Annotated in this window: 18 protein-coding genes; 6 read left to right on the top strand and 12 right to left on the bottom strand. The window is 71.8% G+C overall.

The features are described from left to right. Positions 1-165: 165 nt before the first annotated feature. The 8 genes from OHU89_RS17125 to OHU89_RS17090 all read right to left on the bottom strand — a co-directional run bounded on the left by OHU89_RS17125 (position 166) and on the right by OHU89_RS17090 (position 12,976). Positions 166-4,995 (bottom strand): SAV_2336 N-terminal domain-related protein, encoded by a 4,830-nt coding sequence (locus tag OHU89_RS17125; protein WP_405643892.1) that lies wholly within the window; start codon positions 4,993-4,995, stop codon positions 166-168. Further along, a complete protein-coding gene (locus OHU89_RS17120) occupies positions 4,985-5,998 on the bottom strand; it encodes an AAA family ATPase (protein WP_405643890.1) in 1,014 nt (337 codons plus the stop codon). The genes OHU89_RS17125 and OHU89_RS17120 overlap by 11 nt, the downstream gene beginning before the upstream one ends. A 30-nt stretch (positions 5,999-6,028) precedes the next feature. Then, entirely contained in the window at positions 6,029-7,690 is a 1,662-nt protein-coding gene (locus tag OHU89_RS17115) for a trypsin-like peptidase domain-containing protein (protein ID WP_405643889.1), read from the bottom strand. Then, on the bottom strand, positions 7,687-8,055 hold the full coding sequence (locus OHU89_RS17110) for a CU044_2847 family protein (protein ID WP_405643887.1): 369 nt from the start codon (positions 8,053-8,055) through the stop codon (positions 7,687-7,689). Before OHU89_RS17110 ends, OHU89_RS17115 begins: the two co-directional genes overlap by 4 nt. Positions 8,056-8,166: 111 nt before the next feature. Further along, positions 8,167-9,663 (bottom strand): carboxyl transferase domain-containing protein, encoded by a 1,497-nt coding sequence (locus tag OHU89_RS17105; protein WP_405643885.1) that lies wholly within the window; start codon positions 9,661-9,663, stop codon positions 8,167-8,169. Beyond that, the gene (locus OHU89_RS17100) at positions 9,656-11,110 is read right to left on the bottom strand and encodes an acyl-CoA synthetase (protein WP_405643884.1); all 1,455 of its coding nucleotides are present in this window, start codon (positions 11,108-11,110) and stop codon (positions 9,656-9,658) included. Before OHU89_RS17100 ends, OHU89_RS17105 begins: the two co-directional genes overlap by 8 nt. Before the next feature lie 19 nt (positions 11,111-11,129). After that, the gene (locus OHU89_RS17095; protein ID WP_405643882.1) at positions 11,130-12,545 is read right to left on the bottom strand and encodes a zinc ribbon domain-containing protein; all 1,416 of its coding nucleotides are present in this window, start codon (positions 12,543-12,545) and stop codon (positions 11,130-11,132) included. Next, a complete protein-coding gene (locus tag OHU89_RS17090) occupies positions 12,542-12,976 on the bottom strand; it encodes an ATP-binding protein (RefSeq protein ID WP_405643880.1) in 435 nt (144 codons plus the stop codon). The genes OHU89_RS17095 and OHU89_RS17090 overlap by 4 nt, the downstream gene beginning before the upstream one ends. 154 nt (positions 12,977-13,130) lie before the next feature. Between OHU89_RS17090 and OHU89_RS17085 the strand changes: the two genes are divergently transcribed. Next, positions 13,131-13,676: a GntR family transcriptional regulator gene (locus OHU89_RS17085; RefSeq protein WP_405643874.1), complete on the top strand. Its 546-nt coding sequence runs from the start codon at positions 13,131-13,133 to the stop codon at positions 13,674-13,676. After that, positions 13,673-14,461, top strand: a complete 789-nt coding sequence (locus OHU89_RS17080; protein WP_405654527.1) for a GntR family transcriptional regulator — start codon at positions 13,673-13,675, stop codon at positions 14,459-14,461. The genes OHU89_RS17085 and OHU89_RS17080 overlap by 4 nt, the downstream gene beginning before the upstream one ends. Positions 14,462-14,470: 9 nt before the next feature. On the opposite strand, the gene OHU89_RS17075 is transcribed toward OHU89_RS17080, so the two are convergent. From OHU89_RS17075 to OHU89_RS17065, 3 genes are all read right to left on the bottom strand, one after another. Beyond that, positions 14,471-15,559, bottom strand: coding sequence for a S1 RNA-binding domain-containing protein (locus tag OHU89_RS17075; protein ID WP_405643872.1), 1,089 nt, complete (start codon positions 15,557-15,559; stop codon positions 14,471-14,473). Positions 15,560-15,612: 53 nt separating this feature from the next. Next, positions 15,613-16,479: an effector binding domain-containing protein gene (locus OHU89_RS17070; protein WP_405643870.1), complete on the bottom strand. Its 867-nt coding sequence runs from the start codon at positions 16,477-16,479 to the stop codon at positions 15,613-15,615. A gap of 73 nt (positions 16,480-16,552) precedes the next feature. After that, positions 16,553-17,605: a MerR family transcriptional regulator gene (locus OHU89_RS17065; RefSeq protein ID WP_405643868.1), complete on the bottom strand. Its 1,053-nt coding sequence runs from the start codon at positions 17,603-17,605 to the stop codon at positions 16,553-16,555. 149 nt (positions 17,606-17,754) lie between these two features. Here OHU89_RS17065 and OHU89_RS17060 point away from each other — a divergent pair, with 149 nt between their 5' ends. Then, on the top strand, positions 17,755-18,651 hold the full coding sequence (locus OHU89_RS17060; protein WP_405643866.1) for a RimK family alpha-L-glutamate ligase: 897 nt from the start codon (positions 17,755-17,757) through the stop codon (positions 18,649-18,651). Between the two features lie 156 nt (positions 18,652-18,807). Continuing rightward, positions 18,808-21,033 (top strand): ATP-binding protein, encoded by a 2,226-nt coding sequence (locus OHU89_RS17055; protein WP_405643864.1) that lies wholly within the window; start codon positions 18,808-18,810, stop codon positions 21,031-21,033. Between the two features lie 42 nt (positions 21,034-21,075). On the opposite strand, the gene OHU89_RS17050 is transcribed toward OHU89_RS17055, so the two are convergent. Further along, positions 21,076-21,969 (bottom strand): MEDS domain-containing protein, encoded by an 894-nt coding sequence (locus tag OHU89_RS17050; RefSeq protein ID WP_405643862.1) that lies wholly within the window; start codon positions 21,967-21,969, stop codon positions 21,076-21,078. Between the two features lie 482 nt (positions 21,970-22,451). Between OHU89_RS17050 and OHU89_RS17045 the strand changes: the two genes are divergently transcribed. Both OHU89_RS17045 and OHU89_RS17040 read left to right on the top strand, forming a co-directional pair. Next, entirely contained in the window at positions 22,452-22,727 is a 276-nt protein-coding gene (locus OHU89_RS17045) for a CU044_2847 family protein (protein ID WP_405643860.1), read from the top strand. Continuing rightward, positions 22,699-26,439 (top strand): trypsin-like peptidase domain-containing protein, encoded by a 3,741-nt coding sequence (locus OHU89_RS17040; protein ID WP_405643859.1) that lies wholly within the window; start codon positions 22,699-22,701, stop codon positions 26,437-26,439. Before OHU89_RS17045 ends, OHU89_RS17040 begins: the two co-directional genes overlap by 29 nt. Positions 26,440-26,457 lie beyond the last annotated feature (18 nt).

The following is a 26,457-nucleotide window of genomic DNA, read 5'->3' as shown; positions in this document are numbered from 1 at the left end:
CTCCCGAGAACACAGACCGTGGCCGCGCCGGGTGGCGGGGCTCATTGGCATCGTGTGGGGGGGTGGGGGTGGGGCGCCTTTTGTGGGGGGCCGGGTGGGGGGAGGCTGAATGGGGGGTTTTGCAGCTTATGTCCTATATAAGGCTGACGTAAAGCTGATGGGAGGTCAGCGGCGGCGGGCGGCGGTCGCGAGTGGGGCGAGGTGGGCGACGAGGAGCACGTCGGGGTCGGCGGCACGGAGCTCTCGTCGGGGCGCCTCGTATCCGCTGAAGCCGATAAAGGGCAGGCCGATGGCGTGGGCCGCGCGGAGGCCGACGGAGGTGGAGCCGATCAGGACGCAGGCGGACGCGGGGGTGCCGAGCTGGTTGAGGGCCTGGACGAGGACGTGGGGGTGGGGCATGAGGAGGGTGAGGTCGGTGCCGCGGCCGTGGATGCCGCCGGGGACGGGGAGGCCCCGCTGACTCAGGTACTGGGTGGCCGCCGTGGGCGCCCGGTCGGTGACCACGGCGGTACGGGTTCCCGAGGTGTGGAGGGTCCGGAGCAGATCGTCGGCGGAGCGGACGGGACGGGCGCTGCCGACCGCGAGCACGTCGTGCCGGTCGGCCCGGCGCCGCAGTTCCTGGGCCAGTTCGTGGTCCGCGAACGCCCGGAGGACACCGAGGGGACCGGACTTCTTCGCCACCGCCGGCAGCGGCTGCCCGGACAGCGCGTCCTCGGGGTCGCGTTCCTCCACGATGAGCCGGGCGAGGTCCTGGAGGACCGCCTGCTCGGAGCCGGCGGGGTAGAGGTGTGCCAGTACACCGTCGAAGCCGAGGAGTACGCATTCGGCGTTGGAGACGAGGGCTTCCGGTGACGCCTTGCCGGGGCGGGGCGACCGGTGGGTCGGTGGGGGTTCGTCGGCGACGGACCACGAGATGAGGTAGCCGGGCACCTCCCACGCCCTGTGTCCGGGCGCCAGCCCGTCGACACGTGCCGCGTCGAGGATCCTGTCGGTGACCAGCCGGCGCGGGTCGGTCTCCGGGTTCGCCGCTGCGGCCACGGGATCCGCGACGCTCCACCAGGCCTTGACCCCGGAGAGCTCGCTGTCGAGGGTGAGGTGACGTTGGCGCAGGTCGACCTCGAAGTAGGACCAGGCCGCGCGGAGCCGGGGAGGTGTCGTGCGGAGCGTCGGGGACTCCGGGAGCGCGAACCCGCCGTCGGGCAGGGCGAGGACGATGACCTCGCTCGCGCTCGGGGGGCGCGGGACGAGTCCGTCGTAGGGCATGGGGAAGGGGCCGCGCACGGCGGGTTCATGAGGGTCCGGGGCTGTGTCGTCATCGGCCGGGCGGCTTCGGTGGACGAGGTGGTACCAGCCGGAGTAGGGGACGAGAGGCGCGAACCGGGAGCGCCCGGTGAGTGGGCCGTCCGCGATCTCCGTGTCATGCCAGAAGTCCGAGAGGACGATGACCGCCTGTGCGGAGGATGCGTTGAGTGCCGTCTGGGCGCGCCCCCGGTCGGGGAGGTCGCTGTACACCTCGCTGCCGTCCTGTTCGAGGGCCACCTTGGAGAACTCCACATGGAGACGGAGGTTGCCCAGGCGTCGCATCCGGTCGGGGAGCAGGTCGAGGGTCGCGTGGAACAGGGCGGAACCGTCCGTGTACGCGTTCATCAGCACGGAGACGCCCGCGTCGGTGTTCAGTAACCGGTAATGCTCGCGGGGGAGTTCGCCAGCCACGAGGAGTTCGTCGACCAGTCGGCGCAGGGCCTCGTGGGCCGCGCCGGGCTGCCGGCCGTCGGCGAACTCGTACCGGATGCGGTCGTGGGTGTCGGTGTCCGGCTCGTCCCGGTCGTCCTGGTCGAACAGGCTCTCCGGTACGTCGTCCTGGGGGAGCGGGGTCCCTTCGGGCAGGTCCGGTTGGAGGTCGAGGATCGTCGGGTGTTCGGTGTCCGGATCGGTGAACCCTTCCGGTAGTTCGTCAGGGGCGGCGACGAAGCCGTACACGGTGTCGGTGTCGGTGGGGCCCTCGGAGGGCTCCTGGTGCGTCGTCTCTTCCGGGACATCGCCGAACTCCTCGCGCAACTCCCGGCCCAGGGTGCGCAGTTCGGGGTTCTGGCCGCCGGACAGTTCGTACTCCTCGTACCTTTCCAGGGCCTCCTCGACGCGGTCCTGGCGGCGGAGCGCGATGAGGTACAGCCGCAGGAAGTCCTCCCGGCCGGGGTGGAGGTTCAGCAGGCCCTCCAGATCGGTCGCCGCACGTTCGAACTCGCCGCGTTCCAGGTCGAGTTCGGCGCGGGAGCGATAGAGGCCGAGGTGGAGCTGCGTCAGGCGGGTGCGGGCGGTGCGGGCGGCGGGGCCTGGGACGTCGGCGAGCGGGGGGCCGCTGCGCCAGAGGGCGAGGGCTCGCTCGTAGTGCACGCGGTCCCGGGGGGTCCGGGCCATCAGCCGCTCGCACTCGATGAGGTCGACGTAGTCGACGCTGGTGTGCAGGGCGTAGCCGCCGGGAAGGGGGGCGAGTGCGCCGAAACCCAGGACGGTGGCCAGGCGGGCCGCCTGGCGGGCCAGTTCCTCCAGGGGGTTGCTCGGCGCCTCACCCGCAGCCCACACACCGGCCGTCAGCTCGTCGGTGGACACCTTGCGGCCGTGCCCGAGCAGCAGCATGGCGAGCATCGGCCGCAGATCCTCCGGGACGTGCACCTCGCGGTCGGGCCATTCGAAGCACAGCGGGCCCAACAGGTAGTAGAAGCGCTGGCCGTAGGCCTCATTGGCCAGGCGCATGAGCTCCGTGTCGAGCAGTTGTTCCACGCCCTCCATCTGGGTGTTGAGGACTTGGGACAGCAGTTTGTTCAGGGCGTCCGCGAAGCGCCTTCGCAGAGTCCTGGGCAGATGGTCCAGCTTGCCCGCTCGCAGGGGCGGTACCAACCGCGTTGTCCCCGCCGCCAGTTGGAGCACCGTCTCGGCCAGCGCCCGCAGGTCCTCGGCCCGCCCCCCGGGTCCCGAGGTCCGGCCCGGTGCGAACTGGGTGACCTTGACCGTGCCGTCGGGCAGCAGCACGACAGCCGCCATGTCGAGCCCGCCGTGGGTGACCCCCGCCAGATGACAGGCCAGCAGCGCTCGTGCGACCTGCGCCCCGACCGAGACCAGCAGGGGCGCCGGAATGCGGTAACCGCTCACCCCCGTCAGGCGGGCGAGCGGGATGCCGTCCAGTTCTTCCATGACCACGTACGGCACGTCGTCCTCGATGCCGAAGTCGTGAACGGTGACCACGCCCTCGTGCTCGATCCCCCGGAGGATCTCCGCGTCCCGCAGGAAGGCCTCCCGGCGTGCGCGATTGGCGACCGGCCGGTGCAGCCGGACCACGACGGTCCGATCCGTCTCCGTGTCCCGGGCCCGCCACACCCTGCCGTCCGGTCCGAGCCGCTCCGTCAGCCGATACCGGCCGCCGCCCATCCGCTCGGGTGCCGCGGCCTGCGCGCCCCCGCCCAGCTGCCGCAGACTCTCCGCACTGACCGTCGCGAACGCCTCCGCGTCCACCGCCGCCCTCGCACCCCCCGCCCCCGGCGTCGACGCCACGAACTCACCCGGCGCCGACCCCGCCCGCTCGTCGATCAACCCGCCCACCCGGGAGAGCAGTTCGGTGGTGCGCCCCCGTGCCGTACGCGGCACCCCCCGCAGCAGCAGGTCCCGCACGCCGGGCCGGAAGGCGTAGGAGCCCGAGGGGCCGGAGATGCCCGTGAGCATGCCGGAGAGAATCACCTCGGCCAGGTGCTGGGGGCGTGGACGGGGCTCGAGGGCGGCCTGGACCAGGCGCATGACCGGAAGGTCCGGGCGGCCCACCGCGAGATGTCCGGCCAGCCGGAAGGCCTCCGGGGAAGCCGTCGCGCGAAAGCGCAGGACCAACTCCTCGGGGGACAGGCCGGACACATCCGTACGATCGGCGGCGTCGGACGGCAGGGGACCGCTCAACCAGGCCGCCGCGCCCGGGAGTTCCTGGCCGCCCGGCGCGGCGACCAGCGCCGCCCAGTTCGCCAGCCAGCGTGGCCCCGGCTCCAGTACGGGCAGCGCCGGGACGCTACCGGTCGTGGCCAGAACCTCGTCGTACGGCGTGAAGGCGAGCGCGGCCGAGGGGGCCGCCGGATGCGGTGCCGACAGACGGCCGGGGGCCGCCGGCAGGGCTGTGTCGCGCCACAGGTGTTCCGGGAGCGGCTGTACGACGGCCAGCGGCATCCGGCGCACCCAGCGGCGCAGCGTGCCGTACCAGCGCAGACCGGCCGGGCCCGCCCGCCACTGCGGGCCCATGCAGTCACTGACCAGGAGGGTCACCGTGCGGCCGTCCGCAGGCGTGGCGATGTCGGGCCGTACCGTGCCGTCGGGCTCGGCGCGGTACACGGACACCGTGCGGAAGATGCCCGACTGGGCGAGCGCCGTGTGCAGTTCGCGGATCAGGGGGCGCCAGACCGGCATCGTGGGCCCGGAGTCGTACACCAGGTTCAGCCGCAGCCAGCGCTCCCGCGCCGGGCGCAGCACCGGCAGCCACCAATCCGGGGCGGCGCCCAGGCGTGCGATGCGGTCGGCGGTGGCCCGCTCGTCCAGTTCTACGCGGTCGGGTGCGGCGGTACGGCGTTTCAGCGGGCGCAGCGCACGCTGGAGCGCCAGCGGGTGGCGCAGCATCGGGGGTGCGGGGGCCAGGAGGGTGGTGTGGGACTCGGCCTGCGTCCCCCGGGCGGGGTCCGGGGACGGCAGGTGCAGCGGGGCGCGCGGGGGCGAGGGGGCGATGTGGTCGTGGTCCCCGTGCGGCGGGGGTGCGGGGGTCCGCGCGGAGGCTTCGGGCTGTCGTACGTCCTCGGCGGGGGCCGGCGGTTCAGGGGCGGTCGGGGTCGGTGCGGAGGGCTCCATGTGGCGGGCCAGCCAGAGGAGTTCGGCCAGTTCGAGCGGGGTCGGGCGCAGGCCGCCGGCCGCCTCGGCCAGCACGTCGGCGAGGAGGGCCAGCGGCTGCGGAGCAGGACGCTCAGAACGCATCGGACTGCGGAGCCTCGCTCAGATACGGCATCAGCTGCCCGGCCAGCTCATCGAGGGACTCGGCCGCCAGATCGGAGGAGCGGGCCAGGTAGATGGCGTTCAGAAGCTGGTCGGTGGCCAGGTCGCCGCCGCCCACCCGGGACAGGAACCGGCTGATCAGGGTCTGGGCGTAGGCGTCGGGCTCCTCGTCGAAGTGGGCGCGGACGATGTCGGTGAGGTGGCTGTCGTCCGGCTGCCGCAGCCGCAGAGTGACGCAGCGACGCAGGAAGGCGGGCGGGAACTCGCGCTCGCCGTTGCTGGTGAGGACGACGAAGGGGAACGCCCGGCAGCGGACCCGGCCGCGCTCCACGGGTACCCGATGGTCGGTGCCGTCGATCATCACCTCGGCCGTGGGGGCGTCCCGGGCGGTCCGGATCAGCTCCGGGATCTCGTACTGGCCCTCCTCCAGGACGTTCAGCAGGTCGTTGGGCAGATCCAGGTCGCTCTTGTCGATCTCGTCGATGAGCAGGGCACGGGGGCGGGTGCGGGGGAGGAGAGCGGTGCCGAGGGGGCCCAGGCGCAGATGGTTCTCGATACCGGTCTCGGCCGTCGGCGCCTGCCGGGCCGCGTACAGCCGGGAGAGCGGGTCGTACTGGTAGAGGCCGTCGTGGAGCGTGCTGCGGCTGGTGATGTTCCAGCGCAGGACCGCGCCGAGCCGCAGTTCGCGGGCGACCGCGTACACGAGCGACGACTTGCCGGTGCCGGGCGGACCGGTCACCAGCAGCGGGCGGCGCAAGTACAAGGCCGCGTTGACCAGTTGGACCGTCTCCGTAGTGGCCCGGTAGGTCTCCGCACGGTGCGTGCGGTCCGGAGAGACAGCGGCCGCGTCCGGCGTGACGGCGGCCGTGTCCGACGCGTCCAGCACCGGTCCGCCGTCGAAGGCCCGCCAGGGCGGGGGCGGCGGCAGTTCGGTGATGCCGTCGTGCGGCTCGTTGGTGCCGGTGTAGACGGGCCACAGGGGCATGGGGCTCTCTCCATGAGATGGACGGCGGCTTCAGGCGACGGGGGAGTGCAGGCTGGCGGCGGGCTCGGGAAAGCAGCGCGGATCGTCCCAGAGGAGCTGTACGTGCTTCGCCCAGTGCGCGTCCGGGTCCTCGTCCGCATCCGCGGCCTCCCGCAACTCCATGACATGGCGTGGGAGTTCGCTCGGCCGGACGCCGGCAACGGACGCGGCGAGCCGGTCCAGGAACACCTTTCCGGAACAGGGGCCCTCGTGCCGGATGTCACCGCAGCCTGTTCGCGACCACACCAGGACCGGTACGGGAGAGTTGAGGCCGGCCTCGAAGTGCGGGCGTGCGGTGGCGGGCGGGAAGGAGAACCCGGCCAGGTCGGCGTCGTCCTCGCGCAGCCGTCTGCGCAGACTCGGCGGCCGCTCCGTCGTACCGCAGTCCACACGGTGCAGCCGCGCCCCCGGGCAGGAGTCCAGCTTCTGCCACTTCTTCGCCAGCTGGTGGCGCAGCCCGCCGCTGCGGTGCCGGGACCGGTCCACCACGACGAGCGGGTAGGCACAGCCCAGCGGGGTGGAGTCCTCGGCGCCGCGCTCCCAGTGCGCCACCGGCTCGTTCAGCCATTCGCGGGGCAGTACGAACGTCACCAACTCCTCCGCATCCGAGGAGAGTTGGCTGAACGCCTCATCGATGCGCTGCTGGACGTACTCCCGTACCGCGGAGCGCGCCAGCCGCCGGGAGCCCACGCGCCGCCGGTGTCCCTCGCGGTAGGCGGACACCTCGACGGTGACCTGCTCCGGGCCGGCGCCGCTGTGATCGATCTCGACCACGATCGGCGACCAGGAGGGGGTGGCGGCGGGCCGGGCGGACGGCGCGTTCAGCAACTCCTGAAGCAGATCGGCGAACCGGGTCACCGCCTCCGCCCCGGGGACCTCCCACTGCACATACCCGGCGGCGGCCCCCAACGAGGCGAAACCGCCGGTCGGCAGCTCCGGGCCGAAGGGGCCCACCGCGTCGCGGTACAGCTGGTTCGGGTCGAACCCCGTTCCCCGGCTCACGGCCCGTCGCACCAAGGTGTACAGCCGCCGTACGGCGTCGGGGTCGTGGTCGGGGGTGGGGACGCGCTCGCCCAGCTCGGGCCAGTAGCGGGCCAGGACCTGGGTGGGCAGCATGCGGCCGACCCGCACCTCCGGCTCCCCCGCGATCTGGGTGACCATGCCCACCACCCGGCCGTCCAGAGCCACCGCCGCGCCGCTGAAACCGCCCGCCAGCGGCTGCCCGTGCGCGGCGACTGCCTCCAACTGCACCCACTCGTCCGCGATCAGCGGGCCGCGCACCGCCCGGTACACGGCGAGCGCGCCCTCCTCGTACCCCTCCGGGAAGCCGTACGCGACCAGTTCGGGCGAGGACGGCCCCCGCTCCGCGCCGGGCAGGGCGAACTCGGCCGGTGCGATGGACACTTCGCGGTCCAGTTCGAGAACCGCCACGTCACCGGGGGCGCTGTCACCCCCCTGCCAGCTGCCGCGCACGGCCACGGTGGCGGCCAGCTCGCCCAGCTCCCGGCGGCCGGGAAAGGTCACCGTCACCGCCGTGGTCTCGCTCCATTGGACGACATGGGCGCAGGTGAGAATCCGCCGTGCGGACACCAGGAATCCCGCGCCGATCTCATCCCCGCACTCGATCCGGGCGTGCCAGGCAGCGCTGCTCATGGCCGGCCGACGGGCTCCGGCTCCGCGGCGGCCTGCCCGGTCGGTGCGGGAGGCTCGGGCGACCAGCTGAGCTTGACGACGAGGTGACCCTCGGCCGACCCCTTCGCGATGACCGCCCCGGCCTCCGCGCTGAGCTTGACCCCGAACTCGAGCTCCACGGAATCGGGCCGCAGGGAGCCGTCCCGGAAGACCCGCAGCGCCGATTCGGCCGCTGCCCGCACACCGTCGAGCGCGGCCTCGAAGGTGTGCGCCGCCTGCACCGGTCCGCCGCCGCGCGAGATGTTTCGCGCACCGGGCCTGCCGTCGACGCTCTCCACGACGACCAGGGCGCCGCCCTCGGTCTTGAACTCCATCAGCCCGTCCATACCAGCGCCGGCTCCCCCGTGGTGTCTCACTCGTGCCAACTCCATTGTCACGGACGGTGCTTTGTGATGTCAGCGGGTTCCACGGACACGGGGCGTCGCCGCGGACCTGATTCAAGGAGACGGCCGACCCCCTGCCCGGACCACCCCCAGCTCCACCAGGTCCTGCGGCCGGATGCGGAGTTGGTCCGCCGTCGCCTCCGTCTCCTCCGGGGGCCGCTTCAGGATCGCCGCCGCCGACTCGGGGGCGATGACGGAGAAGTAGCTGTCCGGGGTGGCCCACGTGTTGCCGGGCGCGGCCAGGGCCAGGGCTCCGCCGGAGCCGCCCTCGCCGATGAGGAGGGTGGTGATCGGGGTCCGGGCGGAGGCCACCGCGCCGAACACCTCCGCGATCGCCGCCCCCGCCCCCTGCCGCTCCGCCTCCGCGTCATTGGCGGCGCCCGGGGTGTCCACCAGCGTCAGCACCGGGATGCCGAGCCGGTCCGCGAGCCGGATCAGCCGGGCGGCGGTGCGATAGCCCGCCGGGCGGGTCGCGGTCCCGGCCTGCGCGGCGTACGCGACCGTCCGCCCCGCGTGCTCGCCGAAGCCGCACAGCATGCCCGGGTCCGTGCCGCCGCAGCGGTCGCCGGAGATCGCGACGCGGTGGGTGAAGTAGGTGTCCAAGTAGCTTTCGGCGCGGGGGCGTTGAGGGGCACGGGCGCGCTGGACGGCTTCCCAGCCGGAGTGGGGGAGGGGTGGCGTGGAGGGGCCCTCGGAGTCGTCGGCGGGTGGGGCGTCCAGGGTGTCCTGGGTGCCGTCCGCGGGTGGGGGCATCCGCGTGCCGACGCGTGGGGGGTCGGGGGCTTGCGGGGTGTCGTCGGCAGTCGGGGGTCCGGCCGTGTCGTCCGCGACGGAGTGGCCCGGCGTCGGCGTCCGTGGCACCGGCGCCGCCCGCGTCGACGATCCCGTCAGCAGGCGTAGCCAGCGGCCCAGGGTCTCGCGGAGCTCCTCCGGGCGTACGACCGCGTCCACCGCACCCGCCGCCACCTGCGCCTCGGCCGTGTACGCCCTCGGATCCGCGTCCGGTGGGCGGACCCGGGAGCCCGCGAAGCCGATCTGGGCGCCGGGGAGGGCGAGGACGATGTCGGCGCCCGCGCCCAGGGTGGCCCAGCCGCCGCCTGTGGTCGGGTCCCGTAGCACCGCGATCTGGGGCAGGCCCGCCTCGCGGGTGAGGGCCGACTGGCGGGCCACGCGCTGGAGTTGGGTCAGGGCGAGCATGCCCTCCTGCATACGGCTGCCGCCCGTGGCGACCAGGGGGGCGACCGGGAGACGGTGGGCGCGGGCGTAGGTGTACGCCGCCTCCAGCCGGTCGCCGGTGCGTACGCCCAGGGAGCCGCCGAGGTAGCCGAACTCGAAGGCGAGCAGCACTGCCCGCGTTCCCTCGACCTTCCCCGTCCCGCAGACGACGGACTCGTCCTCGCCGGTGCGCTCGGCCGCGCGGGCGCGTGCGGCGTCGTAGCCCTGCCAGGCGAGCGGGCCGTCGGGCTCGGACTCCCGGTCGGGGTACGGGAGTTCGGTGAAGTCGTCTGTGACGAGGGCGAGGAACTCGCGGGCGGAGAGACGGTCAGTCATGGGTCAGCGACCGCTTCATGATCTTCCCCATGTCGTTGCGGGGGAGGGAGGAGAGGTGGTGGACGATGCGCGGTCGCTTGTGGGGGGCGAGGCGGCTCGCCACGTGCTCCGCCAGCTCTTTCAGTCCGGGCGGCGCCCCCGGATCCGCCGGCACGATCCACGCCACGATCCGTTCGCCCAGATCGGCGTCCGGCTCCCCGGTGACCGCCGCCTCCCGCACCCCCGGGTGTTCGAGGAGCGCGTTCTCGATCTCGCCCGCCCCGATCTTGTAACCCCCGCTCTTGATCAGGTCGGTGGCCTTCCTGCCGACGATCCGGACGTAGCCGTCTGACTCGCGCACCGCCATGTCCCCCGTGCGGAACCAGCCGTCGGGCGTGAACGCGGCCGCCGTCGCGTCGGGCCGGTTGAGGTACTCGGTGAACAGGTTCGGGCCGCGCACCTGGATCTCGCCCACCGTCTCCCCGTCGTACGAGGCGATCGGCGCCCCGTCCTCCTCCACCAGCCGCAGCTCCACCCCCGGCAGCGGCACCCCCACCGTCCCCGCCCGGGCCTCGCCGTCCGCGCGGACACTGGTGTTCATCAGGGTCTCCGTCATGCCGTACCGCTCGATCACCCGCCGCCCCGTCGCCGTCGTGATCCGCTCGTGGTCGTGCACCGGCAGCGCGGCGGACCCGGAGACCAGCAGCCGCGCCCGCCCCAGTGCCTTCGCCAACTCCGGTTCCTCGGACAGGGACTGGGCGATCCGGTGGTACATCGTCGGCACCCCGAACAGCATCGTCGCGCCGTCGGACAGCTCCCGCGTGACGCCCTCCGTCGAGAACCGGCCCAGATGGCGCACCGATCCGCCGCGCCGCAGCGGCCCGAGGATGCCCAGGACCAGGCCGTGCACATGGAACAGCGGCAGACCGTGCACCAGCACGTCCTCGCCGGTCCACTGCCAGGCGTCGGCCAGCGCGTCCAGGGTCGAGGCGATCGCCCGGCGGGGGATGACGGCGCCCTTCGGGGGGCCGGTGGTGCCGGAGGTGTAGACGACGAGGGCGGGGTCGTCGTCGGTGGCCGTCTCCTCGGTGCGGGCGGTCGTGGCGGTGGTCGTGTCGGGGGTCACGTCGATGCGCGGCAAGTCCCTTATAGCAGCGGGTAGTTCATCTCCGGGCGCCGCCAGGACCAGCGACGGCGCGCTGTCCGACAGGATGTGCCCGAGCTCCTTCTCCCCGGACTTCGGGTTCAGTGGCACCGCGGGCACACCGGCCCGCAGTGCCGCCACGACGGCGACGGCGGTCTCCAGCGTCGGGGTCGCCCATACGGCGACGCGGCCGGCGCCCCTGAGGCCGCGGGCCAGCAGACCGGTCGCGGTGGCGAGCTCCGCGTACGTCAGGGACCGGTCGCCGAACCGCAGGGCGGGGCGGTCCGCCGGAGCGTCCGTCAGGGCCGGGAAGAGAGTGGTCACGCGTCGTACTGCTTCCTTTTCAGTGCTCATGGTTGAGCAGGGATCGGATGGTTCGCTCTCCGCACCGGCACGTGCTCCCAGCGCTGGAGTCCTGGTCCGGCAGTCTGGACCGTTGGCGATCTGTACGTTCCTGCAGAATCTGCCGCACGCGCCTGTACGGGGTATGCGGGGTGATGTCGGGGTCACTCGCTCTGTGCAGGATGTTGATCGCTCCGGCGTGGTCTGCTTGCCACACCGCCCCGCACGGGCAGTGAAGCCGGTCCCCTTTGCGGACACCGAGGTTATCCGTGAAAGGGACGGCTTGTGAGGTGTAGGCAGCGTTGACCAGCCGCACCGCAGAACCTCTGCGGCCCGACACAGCTTCCAGCGCTTCTGCGGTGACACCCTTGGTCCAGGCTGCCAAGCGCCGGTTGGTGCTCTTCCCCAGCCTCTTTCGGCTGGGGAAAGTCTTGGTGAGGTCTTCGGCCACGATCACTGCGGCTTTGTCCACCACGGCGTGTACGGCCTGGAAAGTGACATCGCGGATCCGGGCGCGCCATGCGGCATCTCTGCGCTCCTTCTTGAGCGTGCCGAGATTGTTGGTCCAGATCCGCTGCGCTTTCGCATGGTTCCCACGCTCGGATGCCTTTTCAGCGATGGAACGGAGTTTGGCGCGGCGGGCATTGATCAGTTTGCGCTGGTCGGATTCGGTGGTCAGCAGGCGCCCGAGTTCCCGGCCGTGACGCCGGCCGTCGGAGTCGGTGAGAACCTCGCTGTATCCCTTGTCCACTCCGATCTCACGGGTACCGCACGGACGCCGGGAGGACTTCAGCGCACTGTCGTCCATCTGGTAGTGCACCTCGATCCGCCCGCCTCGGATGATCAGCCGTAAGGTTCCCGTCGGTTCCACCGTGGTGTTCAGCGGGATTCTGACGAGTTGGCGACGCTCCAGTCCGGGCACGGCGAGCCAGACGTTGCCGCCCTCGGCGAGAGTGAAGGTCTTGTATTGGTCGGAGCGCACGACGATCTGGTTGTGCGTGCGGTTCCGGCCGTGCTTCCAATGACCGCGCATCTGGCGGGACAGGTATGGATCCGTGGTCCATGTGTCGTACTTGAGCGCGGTGAACAGACGCTTGCGCTCGTCATCGTCCGCGGTGTGACGGATGATGGCCCGGCGGACCTTGGCCTTGGCCGCCTCGCGGTTCGCGGTGATGTCGGCGACCGCGTCCCGCACCGTTTCCTTCCAGGCGTTCGCGAGCACACCGAAACCGGCCGCGGTGCCGTCTCGTAGCCACCCGTCGCGGATCGCGCGATCCCGCACACCGACGCCGGCGACGGAGCCGTACTGGCGCCATACCAGCGACCGCACGCGGCCCAGCTGGGATGCCTGCTGGACCAGCTGGGCGTACTTGCCGTGGTTGAGGTTCTTCGAAAGGGCGATGCGGGTGACCTTCACCTGCTGCCGCCCGCGAGATCGGCCTTGGGGGTTCCGGTTCCCGGCACGGCCGCGACCTTGAAAACGAGCCACACCGTTTTGCCCGGGACGTGCTCGGTGACGGCGAAGTCGTCCGCCAACTCGCGTACCAGGAAGAGGCCCCGCCCATCGGGATCCTCTATGTCGGGCAGGCGGTTCACTGGCTGACCGTCTCCGCTGTCGCGGACCTCGACTCTGAGCGTGGTGCCGTCCAGGCAGAACCGTACGCAGAAGTCCCGCCCCGGTGGCGCTCCGTGGATCAGGGCGTTGGTGGCGACTTCCGAGACGCACAGCCGGATGTCGTCGTGGCGGTCATCGACGTGCCACTCGGTGAGAGTGGCAAGGGCGAAATCTCGCGCGGCGCGCGCAGAGGAACGCGACCGGGAGAACCGTCGCTGCCGTAACAAGGGCACGGCGAACCACCGCCTTGATCCTGGGCTGTACGATCTCCACAAGGTACTGGTATTCGCGAAAAGCGGCAAGGTCTCGAAAGGGTGATCGCGGTGAGCAAGTCGCTTACTGTGTAAGGCGGCAAGGTCCGCGAGTGATGGTCCTGCGGGAGGTCTCGTGAGTGATGGCAGGTGGGTCAGTGCCTCGATGCCGTATATGACCCCGCGTGGGAAAGGGCAGTCGGACGTCTGGAGTGCCGAGCTTGAAGCACGGGGCCGGAGCGGCGGGCAGCGTATCGTTCACGCCGGTGAGGTGCCTGCGCCGAGAGGCGTCGCGGAGCTTCTCGGGCTGTCCGAAGGGGATGTGGCGGTCGTACGCCGTCGGGTCATGTATCTCGACGATGACCCTTGCGAGTTGACGGATACGTTCTACCCGGTTGGCCTTGCGCGCGGCACAGGGCTGGCGGGCACAGCCAAGATCCGCGGTGGGGCGGTCGCGTTGCTCAGTGAGCTGGGACATGTCGGCGTACGCGTCCGTGAGGACGTGGTGGCGCGAATGCCCAGCAAGGCGGAACGGGACGTGCTTCTGACTGCGTCCGACGAGCCCGTGCTCCAGTTGACCCGGCTCACGCTGGATCGGGACGATCAGCCGATCCAGGTGGACCGTATGGTCATGCCTGCGCATCGGCAGCAATTGCGCTACGAGATGTGGATCGGGGACTGATCGTGCCCAAGGCCGAGGCGGAAGACATCGACCGGCGTTCCCTGCATGAGCGGATCGCGGCAGATCTGCGGGACGACATCCTGAGTGGGGGGCTGCCGGCAGGCGCCAAACTCCCATCGACGGTGCAGCTCAAGGCCCGCTTCGAGGCGTCTAACGCCACCGTGCAGAAGGCTTTGCAGCTACTCAAGGACGAGCGGCTCGTCATCGGGCGGGCGGGCGCCGCTGTCACCGTGCGCGAGCATCGCCAGCGGACCTTGCGCCCGGCCTCGTCCATGGCCCCGGCCGCTCCCGGCGAACCTTACCGCTGGCTCACGGAAGCGGGCAGACACGGGGCGCGGGCGCGAAGCAAGCTGCTCGACGTCATGGAGACCATTCCTCCCCAGGACGTCGCCGGAGCGCTGAACCTGCTGGAGGGCAGTACAGCGGTGCTGCGCCACCAGTTGCTGCTCATCGACGATGAACCGGCTGAACTGGTCTACTCCTACTATCCGTTGAGTATCGCGCGTGGCACCGCCATCATGGAGCGGCGACGGATCACGGGCGGCACGCCTGCTCTCCTCGCCGGTCTCGGTCACCCGCCTCGGCTCAGCGTGGACAGAGTCTCCGCCCGCGTCCCCACGCAGGAGCAGTACCGGGCACTGAGACTTCCCGGTGGCAGCCTGCCGGTGCTGCGGACTCTCCGTGTGGTGTATAGCGATGACGAGTGCCCGATCGAAGCGACCGTCATGGTGAAGGCCGGACATCTCTATGAGGTGCAGTACGAGTTCACGACTGAGCGAGTGTAGGGCGGGCGGTCAGGTGGTGGGTCTCAGAGTCACCCGGCGCCGCACGACGTTGATGTCGGTGACCTCGACGACCAGTTCCTTGCCGACCTCGACGGCGGCGGGGTCGGTCAGCTCGTCGAGGTGCACGAGGCCCTCGATCCCCTCGGCGACCCGTACGAACACGCCGAACGGCACGACCTTGGTGACGGTCCCGGACAGGCGCCGCCCGAGCGCGGTCCGGGCGAACTCCCCGAACGGGTCGGGTTCCAGGGCGGCCACGGAGATCCTGACCTGCGACCGGATCAGCTCGAAGGCGAGGACCTCCGCGGTCACCTCCTGGCCGACGTGGACGACCTCGTCGTAGGAGTCGAAGTGGCGCCGGGTGAGCTCGGGGGCGGTGATGAAGCCCTCGCTGCCGTCGAGGTCCACGAACACGCCGAAGCGCTCGATGCGGGTGACGACGCCCCGCACGATCTGCCCGTACTCGAAGCCCCGCCAGGTCGTCTCCGTCCCGGCGAGCCGGCGCCGCGTCCCGACGAGGGTGGCCAGGTCAGGTGCCAGGGGGAGTTCGAGGGTGTTCAGGGCGGGGTGGCGTAGCCAGAAGAGCCGGGGACGGTCCACCTTCCCGTCGTGCAGCGGCGGATCGTCGGTCGCCGGTGTGAAGTCGTCGATCACAAGCGTGCCGTCCGGAGTGAGCAGCCGGGCCGGGTCGGCGGGGTCGTCGTCCGGGGACTTGCCGGTGCCGCCGCCGTCGAGGACGAGGAGGTCGTACGGCCCCCGCTCACCGATCCGCCGCCAGTCGCCGTGGAGGATCTCCACCTCGGGCCGGTCGGCGAAGACCTCGGCGGCGACGCGGGCACGCTCCGGGTCGCGCTCCACGCCGACGATCCGTACGCCCTCCCGCGCCCCCGACGCCAGCCACGCCAGGCCCACCCCGCAGCCCGCGCCCGTCTCCCCGACGGCCCCCGCCGCGCCGCCCGCCAGGGCGTGCAGCAGGCGGCCCTGTTCGGGGCGGACGGAGTGCGGGAAGGCGTGGGCGCGGGCGGCGGCGAGGGCGCGCTCGACCAGCGGGGGGAGGTGGGTTTCCTTGGCGTAGGCGTCCGTTCCGGAGATCGACATGCGGTGATTGTGCAGGGGCGCTCCCGCCCGGCGCCCCTGCTTTCCGGCGGCGCCTAGTCGGTATCCCGCTCCACCGGGATCCACAGCTCCGCGTCCGCCTGTGCCGCGTCCGGTGTCAGCCGGGTCCGCAGCAGTTCGGGGCCCGGGCGGCTGCGGTACGGGTTGGACGGGAACCACTGGGTGAACACGTCCCGCCACAGGTACTGGAGTGCCTGCGGGAACGGCCCGGAGTTCTCGAAGACGGCCCAGGTCCCGGCCGGTACGGTGAGCGCCTCCATGCCGTCGGGCACGGCCGCCCCGCTCACCACCCCGTGGTAGTAGTCGAGTTCGGTGCCCTCCGCGCGGCTCGGGTCCAGGTTGTCGCTCACCCCCAGGATCCCCTGCGGCTCCTGGTCGGACAGATCCTCGATGCGCCGCAGTGTCTCCTTGCCGAGGCCCCGGATGAAGTCGGCGATGGCGGGGTTCATCCCCTCGTGCACGAGGGGGACGCGCACCTTCCTGCCGACCACCCGGAACTCGTCCTTCTCCACGATCCGGTATCGCATACTGCTGCTCCCTTCGACGGTGAGACGGAAGGACAGCCGTGGCTGGGACTCCAGAGCCGCACCGGTCCGCCTGGCCTCGCCGGGACCGACGCCGTGCATGGCGCGGAACGCGCGCGCGAACGCCTCTCCCGACGTGTAGCCGTAGCGCACCGCGATCTCCAGCAGCGTCCGGTCCCCGGCCAGTACCTCGGCACCGGCGATCGTGAGCCGTCTGCGCCGGATGTACTCCGACAGCGGCATCCCCGCCAGCGCGGAGAACAGCCGCCGCAGGTGGTACTCCGAGGTCAGCGCGGTCCGTGCCACGTCGGCCGCCTCGATCCGCTGATCGAGGCGGTGATCGATGTACTCCATGGCCTGGTTGAGCCGCTCCAGCACCCCGGCCTCCTTCCCTTTCGATCACCCACGTTAGGAAGGACCCACCCTGCCCGACCCGACATCCTGTGCCCGATCAGGTCGGGTGCGGCGCGTGGCCGTCCGCCGTCACCAGGTCCGCGACCGCGCAGCTCACGTTGTCCGGGCCGCCCGCGGTGTTCGCCGTGGCGATCAGGGTGTGGACGGCCGCTTCCGGGCCGGCGGCCGAGGCGAGCGTGCGGCGGATGTCGTCCTCCGGCACGACCGAGGACAGGCCGTCGGAGCACAGGAGGTAGCGGTCGCCGGGGCGGGCCTCGTGGAGGCGGAGGTCGGGGGCCGTGGTGCCGAGGGCCTTGAGGAGCAGGGCGCGTTGCGGGTGGGACCTCGCCTCCTCCGGAGTCAGACGGCCCTCGTCGATCAGCGACTGGACGAGCGTGTGGTCGTGGCTGATGCGGAACAGACCGCCCTCGCGGAGCAGATACGCGCGGGAGTCGCCGATGTGCACCAGGGCCAGCCGGGAGCCCGTCCACAGCAGCGCCGTCAGGGTCGTGCCCGACCCGGCCACGTCCTCGACGGCCTCCGTCGCACCCCGCACCGCCTCCTCCAGCAGATTGAGCACGTCGCCCGCCGACACGTCCTCGGCGTCCAGGAACTTCAGTGCCGCTACGGCCGCGCTGCTCGCCGGCAGGCCCGCGGGGCCGTAGCCGTCGGCGACCGCGAGCAGCCGGGTGCCCGCGTAGGCCGTGTCCTGGTTGGCGGGGCGGACCCGGCCGGGGTCCGAGTGGGCGGCGTAGCGGAGTTCCAGCACGGGCGGGTCCCTTCGCGCGACGGACGTCAGGTGGTCGACCAGGAACCCGGCCAGGTCACGCCGCTGGGCGGTCTCCGCCTCGATCCGCGCCCAGTACGCGCGGACCTCCCGGGCCGCCGCCGGGGCGTCGAGGGCGCACACCTCGCGGATCCGGGCCAGCGGCATCCCGATCCGCCGCAGCCACGCCACCAGCCGTGCCCGCTCCAGCTGCTCGACCGCGTAGTACCGGTATCCGGTGTCCGGGTCGACCTTCGCGGGACGCAGCAGGTCCAGCTCGTCGTAGAGCCGCAGGGCCTTGGGCGACAGCCGGCACGCCTTCGCGAAGGCACCGATCGTCAGCATGTACGTCCTCCCCGTCCGGGTCCTGCCTCCGATGCTGGGGCTTCACCGTGGGGGAAGGTCAAATGGGTTGCCGCGGTTGCGGGGGCCCTGCCTAGCCTGTCGATGTACCAGTCATAGATGTACACGTCATATGGGAAGGGACCCCCGTCGTGCCCCGAGTCGCCCTCGTCACCTACGACCCCCGGCCGGAGCCCAGCCACGACCGCGATCTGCCCGTGCTCCTGGACGCCCTGCGCGCGGCCGGGGCCGAGGCGGACGCCGTGTTCTGGGACGACGCCGAGGTCGACTGGGGCGGCTACGACCTCGCCCTCATCCGGTCCACCTGGGACTACAGCTGGCGGGTGGCGGAGTTCGTGGCGTGGGCCGAGCGGTGCGCCAAGGCCACCCGGCTCGCGAACCCGGCCGAGGTCGTGCGGTGGAACACCGACAAGCGGTATCTGGGCGAGCTGGCGGCGGCGGGGGTGCCCACCGTGCCCACGCGGTATCTCGCGCCCGGTGACGCCGTCGACCTCCCGGACGACCGGGAGTACGTCGTCAAGCCCGCCTCCGGAGCGGGCGCCCGTTATGCCGCGCGGTACACGCCGGAGCAGCACGGGACCGCCGTACGGCAGCTCGCGCGGATGCACGAGGAGGGGCTCACCGCGATGGTGCAGCCGTACATGAAGGGCATCGACGCCGGCGGTGAGCGGGCGCTGCTGTTCTTCGGGGGCCGGTTCCTGCACGCCAGCCGCAAGCGGGCGGTCCTCGCGCCCGGTACGGCCTTCGACGCGGCCAAGGTCGCCCACCCGGGCCTGGAGCCGTGGACGGCGACCCCGGCCGAACTCGCCGTCGCCGAGCGCGCCCTGGCCGCCGTACCGGATGCTCCGGAGCTGCTGTACGCGCGCGTGGACCTCGTCGACGGGGACGACGCTCAGCCGTGGGTGATGGAGCTGGAGCTCGTCGAGCCGAATCTCTTCCTCGACCTGCATCCACGGTCCCTGGCGCTCGTCGTGGCGGCGATCCTGAGGGCGGCCCAGGGGCCGGGCGCAACTTCCGCTCACCCTTAGAGGCGGGAATTGCGCGAACCCGGCCTGTCGCGCACACCCGGTGCCTACCCTGCGGGGGAACAGCGCGTACGGGGACCACAACAGAGGGCGTGACTGGTCGTGGGCGGATCAGAGTCGCGGCGTACTTCGGGCTTTCCTGTGGAGCTGACGAGCTTCGTGGGGCGCAGGGACGAGGCGGCCGAGGTCAGGCGGTTGCTGTCGGCGGGGAGACTGCTGACCCTGACGGGCCCGGGCGGGGTGGGCAAGACCCGGCTCGCCGGGCATGTGGCGCAGCAGGTGGCTCGGGTCTTCCCGGACGGGGTGTGGCTGGTGCCGCTCGCCGCGTTGCAGGACGAGGCGTTCGTCCCGCACGCCGTGATCGACGCGCTCGGGGTGCGCAGCGAGCGCGTACGGCCGCCGCTGGAGATGCTCGTGGAGTATCTCCGGGAGCGGCGGCTGCTCATCGTGCTCGACAACTGCGAGCATCTGCTGCGCAGTTGTGCGCTGCTCGCGGCCGCCGTGCTGTCGGCGACGGAAGGGGTAAGGATCCTCGCCACCAGTCGGCACCGGCTCGGTCCGGTCGGCGAGCGGCTCTTCGAGGTGCCGCCGCTGTCGGCGCCCGCGCCGCACGAGTTCTCCCAGGGCACGCTCGCCGCCGAACGGTTCCCGGCGCTGCGGCTGTTCGCCGACCGGGCGGCCGCCGTGGTGCCCGGCTTCACCCTCGGCGACAGCAACCAGCAGGCCGTGGCCCGGCTGTGCCGCCGGCTCGACGGGCTGCCGCTCGCCATCGAACTCGCGGCGGTACGGGTGCGGGCACTCGGGGTGGAGCAGCTCGTCGAACGGCTCGACGACCGCTACCAGTTGCTGACCGGCGGCAGCCCCGCCTCCGCGCCCCGGCACCGCACCCTGCGGTCCGCGGTCGACTGGAGCCATGAACTGTGCACCCCGCAGGAGCAGTTGGTGTGGGCGTGGCTGTCGGTGTTCGTCGGTGGCTTCGACCTCACGGCCGCGGAGGCGGTCTGCGGCGGGGAGGGCCTCGACGAGGCGGACGTCCTGGACGCGGTGGCGGGGCTGGTCGACAAGTCGGTGCTGGTCCGGGAGGAGTACGGCGGGCAGGTGCGCTACCGGCTGCTCGTCTCCCTGCGGGACTACGGCCTGGAGAAGCTGGCGGACCTCGGTGAGGTGACCGCGACCCGGCGCCGGCACCGGGACCACTTCGCGCGGCTGGCCGGCGAGTACGAGCGGAACTGGTTCGGGCCCGACCAGGCGGAGATCACCGAGCGGCTGCGTCTGGACCGGGACAACGTCCGTGCCGCACTGGACTTCTGCCTCACCACCCCCGGCGAGGCCCAGCACGGACTGCGGATGGCCTCCTCCCTGTGGTTCCACTGGGTCGCGGGCGGTATCTGGGGCCAGGGCCGGCACTTCATGGACGGCGCGCTGCGCGCCGGGGCGCGTCCGGACGTGGCACTGACCAGGGCGATGTGGGCGGGCGCGCTGATGTCGCTGGTCCACACCCGCTCGGCCGCCGTCCTGGCGGGCACCGAGACGCCCCGCTCGGCGGCGGACCGGGAGCTGTCGGTGCCCAGCCCGCCGCCGGTGCCGGCCGGCACCCTCGGCCCGGGACGGGCGCGCACCACGACGGCCAGCTTCATCGTCCTCACCCGTGTCGAGCTGGCCTGCACCCTCGTCAGCCGGGGCCGTCCGGAGGAGGCGGTGCCGCTGTGCGTCGAGGCGATCGCGCTCTGCGAGGCACACGGTGAACAGTGGGTGCGGGGCTGGGCGTTGCGCACCCTGGCGCTGGCGTACTGGTCGGCGGGGGACTACGAGCTGGCCGCCGAGCATGCGCGCGCGTGTCTGCGGCTGCCGTACACCACCCAGCAGGCCCAGAGTCTCGCCCGCACCCTCGATCTGCTCGCCGCCGCGGAGGCGCTGGCGCTCGCCGGGGCGGCCGAACGGGCGGGCGTGCTGCGCGGGGCGGTCGACCGGATCTGGCGGGACATCGGCGGCAACCCCGTGGAGCCGCTCCGGCCCGGGCGGCTCAGGATCGCGGAGCGGCACGCACGGCGGGTGCTCGGGGACGCGGCGTACGAGCGGGCGCACCGGCGGGGCGGCGGGCTGTCGATGGACGAGGCCGTCGCGTACGCGCTCGGGGAGGCGCGGGACCCTTCGGTGATCGGGCCGGCCGTGTCGCCGCCGGGCGAGGTGCTGCTGACGCGGCGGGAGACGCAGGTGGCCGCGCTGATCGCGCAGGGCTGCACGAACAAGCAGATCGCCGACCGTCTGGTGATCGCCCAGCGGACCGCCGAGGGGCATGTCGAGCGGATACTCGTGAAGCTGGGGTTCGCGAACCGGAGTCAGGTGGCGGCGTGGTTCAGTACGCGGCGGCCGGAGGAGGAGTAGGCGGGCGGCGGTGGGCAGCCGTATGCAGCAGCAGGTCCTCGCTCACACCGCCACCTCGTCCTCCTCGACGCTGAGCACCAGTTGGGGCACCTCGTCGGCGCCGAGCTGCCGCAGGACGAGCCCCAGCAGTTCGCCGCACCGCACGGTGACCTCGCTGCCGTCCGGCAACGAGCCGGTGAGGCTGATCAACTGCCAGGCGCAGTGCGCCTCCATGAAGCACAGGTCCCGCAGGTCGAGGACGAAACGGGCGGGCCCGGTGGTGTCCCGGCGGTCCAGCGCCTCGCGCAGCGTCTCGACGAACTCCGCGCGCGTGCCGAGCTCCGCGGAGCCGGATATACGGCTGCCGTCCTGGGTCGTGTCGGCGTCGATCGAGTCGAGGTTCTCCAGGACCCGCAGCGGGTGGACCTTGGTCATGTCGCTCAGCAGGCCGTCGCCGAAGCGCTCCTGGTCGTACCAGCAGATCGCGGTGAACAGCGGGTCGGCGAACAGCGGGGCCACGGCGGCCTCGTAGTCGAGGAGCCGCTCGTGGTCGAGGCCGATCTGCGGTGCCCAGCTCATGTCGGCGGTCAGCCGCAGCCCCGCCCAGCCCTCGCTGTAGCTGCGGTTGACCTCCCGCGTGTACAGCTCGATCGTGCGGTCCTCGCGGAAGCGGCCGTCCGGGATGTACATCTCGGTGTTCCGCTTCAGGGAGAGCTGTCCGCTGTCCCGGGCGGTGGCGACGTGACCGGAGCCGCCGTCGAGGAGGGCGACCACGTCGTCGTCGTTCATGTCGTCCGGGTTCATGACGAGCAGGACCTTCTCCCGGCGGGCGAGACTGGTCCGGGTGTACGCGGTGAAGACCTTCCACGGCGAGTCGGTGTCGCGCAGACTCATACAGGCGTGATCGCCCAGCTTCAGCCGCTCGACGGGCACGGTCCGATCTGACGTCTCGGTCATCGGCACGCCTCCAAGGGGGTCGCTCGGTGAGGGCTCTCCACGGACCGTAGGACCATGTGGAGCGGTATCTGCCGGAAGAGCGACAATGTTCGTTGCGTGGATCGGGTCCTGAGCGGATCAGGGCGAAAGGTGATTGGACACGTCCGTGCCTGTGCGGCCTGTGATCACGTGGGTATTCGGATATCCGGGTATGCGGAACGGGTGGCTCTCACCGCGCGGCCCGGGCCCGAGTGCGTCACGCTGCAGCCGCCCGACCGAGGACCACGACCACCATGTTGGTCCACCCCGGGACGGGGCGTGCACGTTCTTCCCAGGACATACCGTCCGTGGTGTTCTGTTGGCCTTTCGGTGGCCAATTCCCTTTCCGACCGCCAGACTTGCCGTAGGCGACGGCGATGCGACGGGGGACGGCAGTGGTCGAACAGAGAGTCGTGGACATCGTGCTTCCCAATGGGAAAGTCATGCTGGCCAGGGTGCACCAGATGGAGGCACGCGGGCCCCAGGACGTCGGACTCGACAGACTGCTGTCCTTCGACGCGGTCACGGACTCGCTGCAGGGGGTGGGCGCGGCCATCGTCGACAGCATGGAGAGGATCAGGCCCTCCAAGGCCACCGTCGAGTTCGGTCTGGAACTGGCGGTCAAGGGAGGGGGCCTGGTGGGCATCTTCGTGGACACCGGGAGCAAGGCGTCACTGAAGATCACCCTGGAATGGGAGAGCGGCGCCGGGAATGTCGCAGATCAGACGACTGCTGGTTGACTGCCTGGTCCAGATCACGGGCCCCGAAGTGGCGGGCGGCACAGGGTTCTTCATCGCTCCCGGCACCATCCTGACCTGTGGGCATGTCGTGACCGGCGGGACAGGTGCCGAGTCGCTGCGGGCCTGCTGGAACGGGGGAAGTGCGGCGGCTCGGATCGTGGCCGTTCACCCGTCGGCCGGTGCCCTTCGGGCTCCCGGCCCGTATCCCTACCCGGACTTGGCCGTGCTCGAAGTCGAGCGGACCGGGCACCCATGTGTCCGCCTGGACCTCGACGAACCCCGCTGGGAGGATCGCGTCCACGGGTGTGGATACACCAGGACCTGGCCTGGCGAACAGGCGCAGGTGGAACCGGTGACCTTCACGCACGAGGGCCTGCACGAGGTCGGCGCAGGACTGCTGAAACTCGCGGGCGGTCAGGCGGTGCCGGGCATGAGCGGCGGCCCGCTGCTCAATCTGCGCACCACGGGCGTGTGCGGTGTCCTCAAGACCACGCGTGATGCCGACCGGCCGACGGGCGGCTGGGGCGTGCCCGTCGGGCTGTTGCGTACGCTCCACCCGGAACTGCTCGATGCGCACGACGCCTTCCACCGTACGGACCGTCGCTGGCGGGAGGCCGCCGACGCCGTCACACCGATGCTGGCCGGCCTGTCCGCACTCGGTGCCAGCTATGCGGGCAGGATCGAGAACTTCCTGGCGGAGTACCTGGGCAGGGACGGCGCCGCAGTCCCCTTCGGCGGCCGGGACCCACAGTTGAGGGAGCTGTCCGCCTGGCTCGGCGACCCCCAGGCCCACAGCTACGCCCTGATTGTCGCGGAGGCGGGCCGAGGAAAGTCGGCCCTGCTGGTGCGCTGGGCTCAGGAGGTCATGCGGCAGGAGCAGGCCCATGTGGTCGTCGTCCCGGTGAGTATCCGCTTCAACACCGCCCAGGCCGGCGTGGTGTTTCCCGCACTGGCGTCGCGGCTGGGCGAGGTGTACGGGCAACCCCCCGCGCGGACGGACATGTCCGCCGACGAGTGGAAAGAGGCGTGCCTCGGCTACTTGCGACGCCCACCTCCCGGTGACCGCCCCCTGCTGGTGGTGCTCGACGGGCTCGATGAGGCGACCGACTGGGAGCCGGGCCCCGATCTCTTCCCGGCCACCCCGGCAGCGGGCGTACGGGTGCTGGCCTCGGCGAGGTGTCTGGCCGGGGACACGGACGACGGAGGTTGGCTCGACCGGCTCAACTGGGGCTCCCGAGCAGCGAGCTTGACGCTTCCCCCGATGGACAGGGCGGGCGTCAGCCAGGTCCTGCACTCGATGGGCGATCCGCTTGCCGGCCTGGTGACCAACGTGGACGTAGTGAGCGAGCTGTACCGCTTGAGCGAGGGCGACCCCCTGCTCGTACGGCTCTACGTCGAGGCGTTGCAGCCCTACGGCGGCCAGGCCGCGATGATCAGCCCGGGCCAGTTGCCGTCGATCAGCAAGGGTCTGAAGGGCTACTTCACGCGCTGGTGGGGCGAGCAGGAGCGCCAGTGGCGGGCCCAGAACCGCAACTCCGCGGCCGAACGGCAGGACCGCGCCGCCGTCCTCACGGGGCTGGCCGCGTGCCGACCCGGACCGGACGCCGCGGCACTGCTCCACGAAGCGCTGCTGTGCACCCAGTTGATCGACGATGCGCGCCCACGGATCGAGGCCCTGGGCGTCGTCGCCCCGGTCCTGGACACCGCCGATCGGGCACTTGGCCAGCTGCTGAACGACCTGGTGTTCCGGCCGGGCCGGCTCACGGACGCGGAAGTGCACGCCTTCCTCGTGTCCGGCGGCGTACCGCTGGCGGACGGAGCGGTCGATGCCGCTGTGGCGAGGGTGCGGAGTGTCCTGGAGAGCGAGGTACGGCTGGCGGCTCTCCGGGCGGGCGCTCTTCGCGTGTCCGAGCAGCACCGCCTTGAGTGGGGCGGCCTCGCGTTGTCGGAGGCCGCGGTCATCAGGAGCGTCGAGTCCCGGAGCGCGCACCTGAGACAACTGGCCGAGGACCTCCCGGAACTCAGGCCACGGATCGACGGGGAGGTGCGCAGGGCCCTGCGGCATGCCCGGACCGTCGAGGCGCGGTTGGCCCTGATCGACGGAGCCGACGCCCTGCCCGGACTGCTGGCCCTGGCGGGGGATCCGGAGCGTGCGGTCCGCGAGGTGGTCGTGCCGGTGCTGACCGAGGTCTTCGCCCAGCCGTTGCTGCGGGTCGCCGGGTCGGCGGACGCGCTACTGCAGCGACTGGAGACGCTGTACGGCCAACTGCCGGACGTGCTGCCCGAGGAGCTGGCCACCGTGCTGTGGGAGGTCTCGGCCCAGGCCGAACCGTGGCTCGTCCCTTGGTTGCTGGTCCGGCTCGTGCCCCACCTGCCCGGCGAGTGGGTGCCGTCCGTGGCGGCCCGGCTCCAGCAGGTCGACTTCGACCCGGACCGCGCTTGGGCGGTGAGGCGGGAGGAGTTCCGGACGGCCCTGGCTCACGCACTGGACACGGTGTATCCACGCCTGGACCGGGCGGCACAGTCCGCGGTGCTGGACACGGTGCTCGCCCACCCGCTCTCCGCGCCGAGACTCAGGACACTGCTGGAGCACACGGAGACCGACAGGCTCCCGGACATCGTGCGCGCGGCGCGGGACATGCCGTTCCAGGACGCCGTCGTCGCGGCCAAGCACATCAGGCGGTACGTCGGCAGGGAGGCTCTCGCCGGCTTCCTGCTCCCTCTGGTGCACACAGCCTTGGCGAACGGGCCGGAGACCCCGTTGCCGCACATGATCGGCCTGATGCAGCTCGTGGACCGGGACATGCGTGGCGCGCTCCTCGACATGGTCACCGCCGAGGTCGCGAAGCTCGATGTGCGGGAGTGGCCGAAGTTCCTGCGGCGGCTGCCCGCCCAGAACAGACGCACGGTGGCGCGTGCGCTCTTCCGCTGGGAGGAGTTGGCGAACCACTGGGATCTGACGCGTCTCATCGCGCGTCTGCCCGCGGAGTGTCTGGAGGGCGCGGAAGCGGCGGTTTTTGCCGTGACGTCCCCCTCGATGCGGCTGAACGCGCTGGGCGCCTTGATCGCCGCCGGCGGGCGGCCCACGCCGGACCGGCTGTGGGACGAGGTTCTTCGCACGATAGGGGCCAATCCGGGCGTGGTGCTCCCGCCGTTCGGGCTGCTCGGACTTCTCGAACGTGACGTGGGCTGTATCGAGGACCATTGGGCGGCCGAACTCACCTACGCGATCCGGCAGCACACCGGCACCGTCGAGCAGCAGGTGGACCTGCTCTGCGCACTCGCCCGGCACACCCGGCACCCGAGCGACTGCGCCCTGCTCGGATTCGCGCTGGACATGGCCGATCTGATCGTGCACGACCTGGCCCGGGACATCACTCTGCTGGCTGTCGCGGAGAACGCCGCGGCGGTCTGTCCGCACATCGTCGAGCGTGTGCTGGACGCGGTCGTCCGGATCAACGGGCCGGAGGGAAGGATGCGGGCGATGGTGGCGCTCGTCCCCGCGATGCAGGCGTGGATCGGGACGGGACAGGCCGATGCGTCGGCCTGGGACCGGGCCCTGCGCCAACTGTCCCTGCAACCGCGCCCGCTCGCCGTCCGTGAGATGGCGCTGCTGGCGAAGGCGGGCGCGGGATTCCTGCCGGACGACCGAGCTGTTCCCCGCGCGTTCCTCACCGCCCTGCACCGGGTGGGCGGTTGGTGGCGGACGTGACCATTTCCCCACGTGGCG

The sequence above is a fragment of the Streptomyces sp. NBC_00019 genome, from assembly GCF_045041015.1.
Lineage (GTDB): Bacteria > Actinomycetota > Actinomycetes > Streptomycetales > Streptomycetaceae > Streptomyces.
Note: the sequence above shows the minus strand (reverse complement) of the source record. Positions and strands in the feature narration are given on the sequence as shown.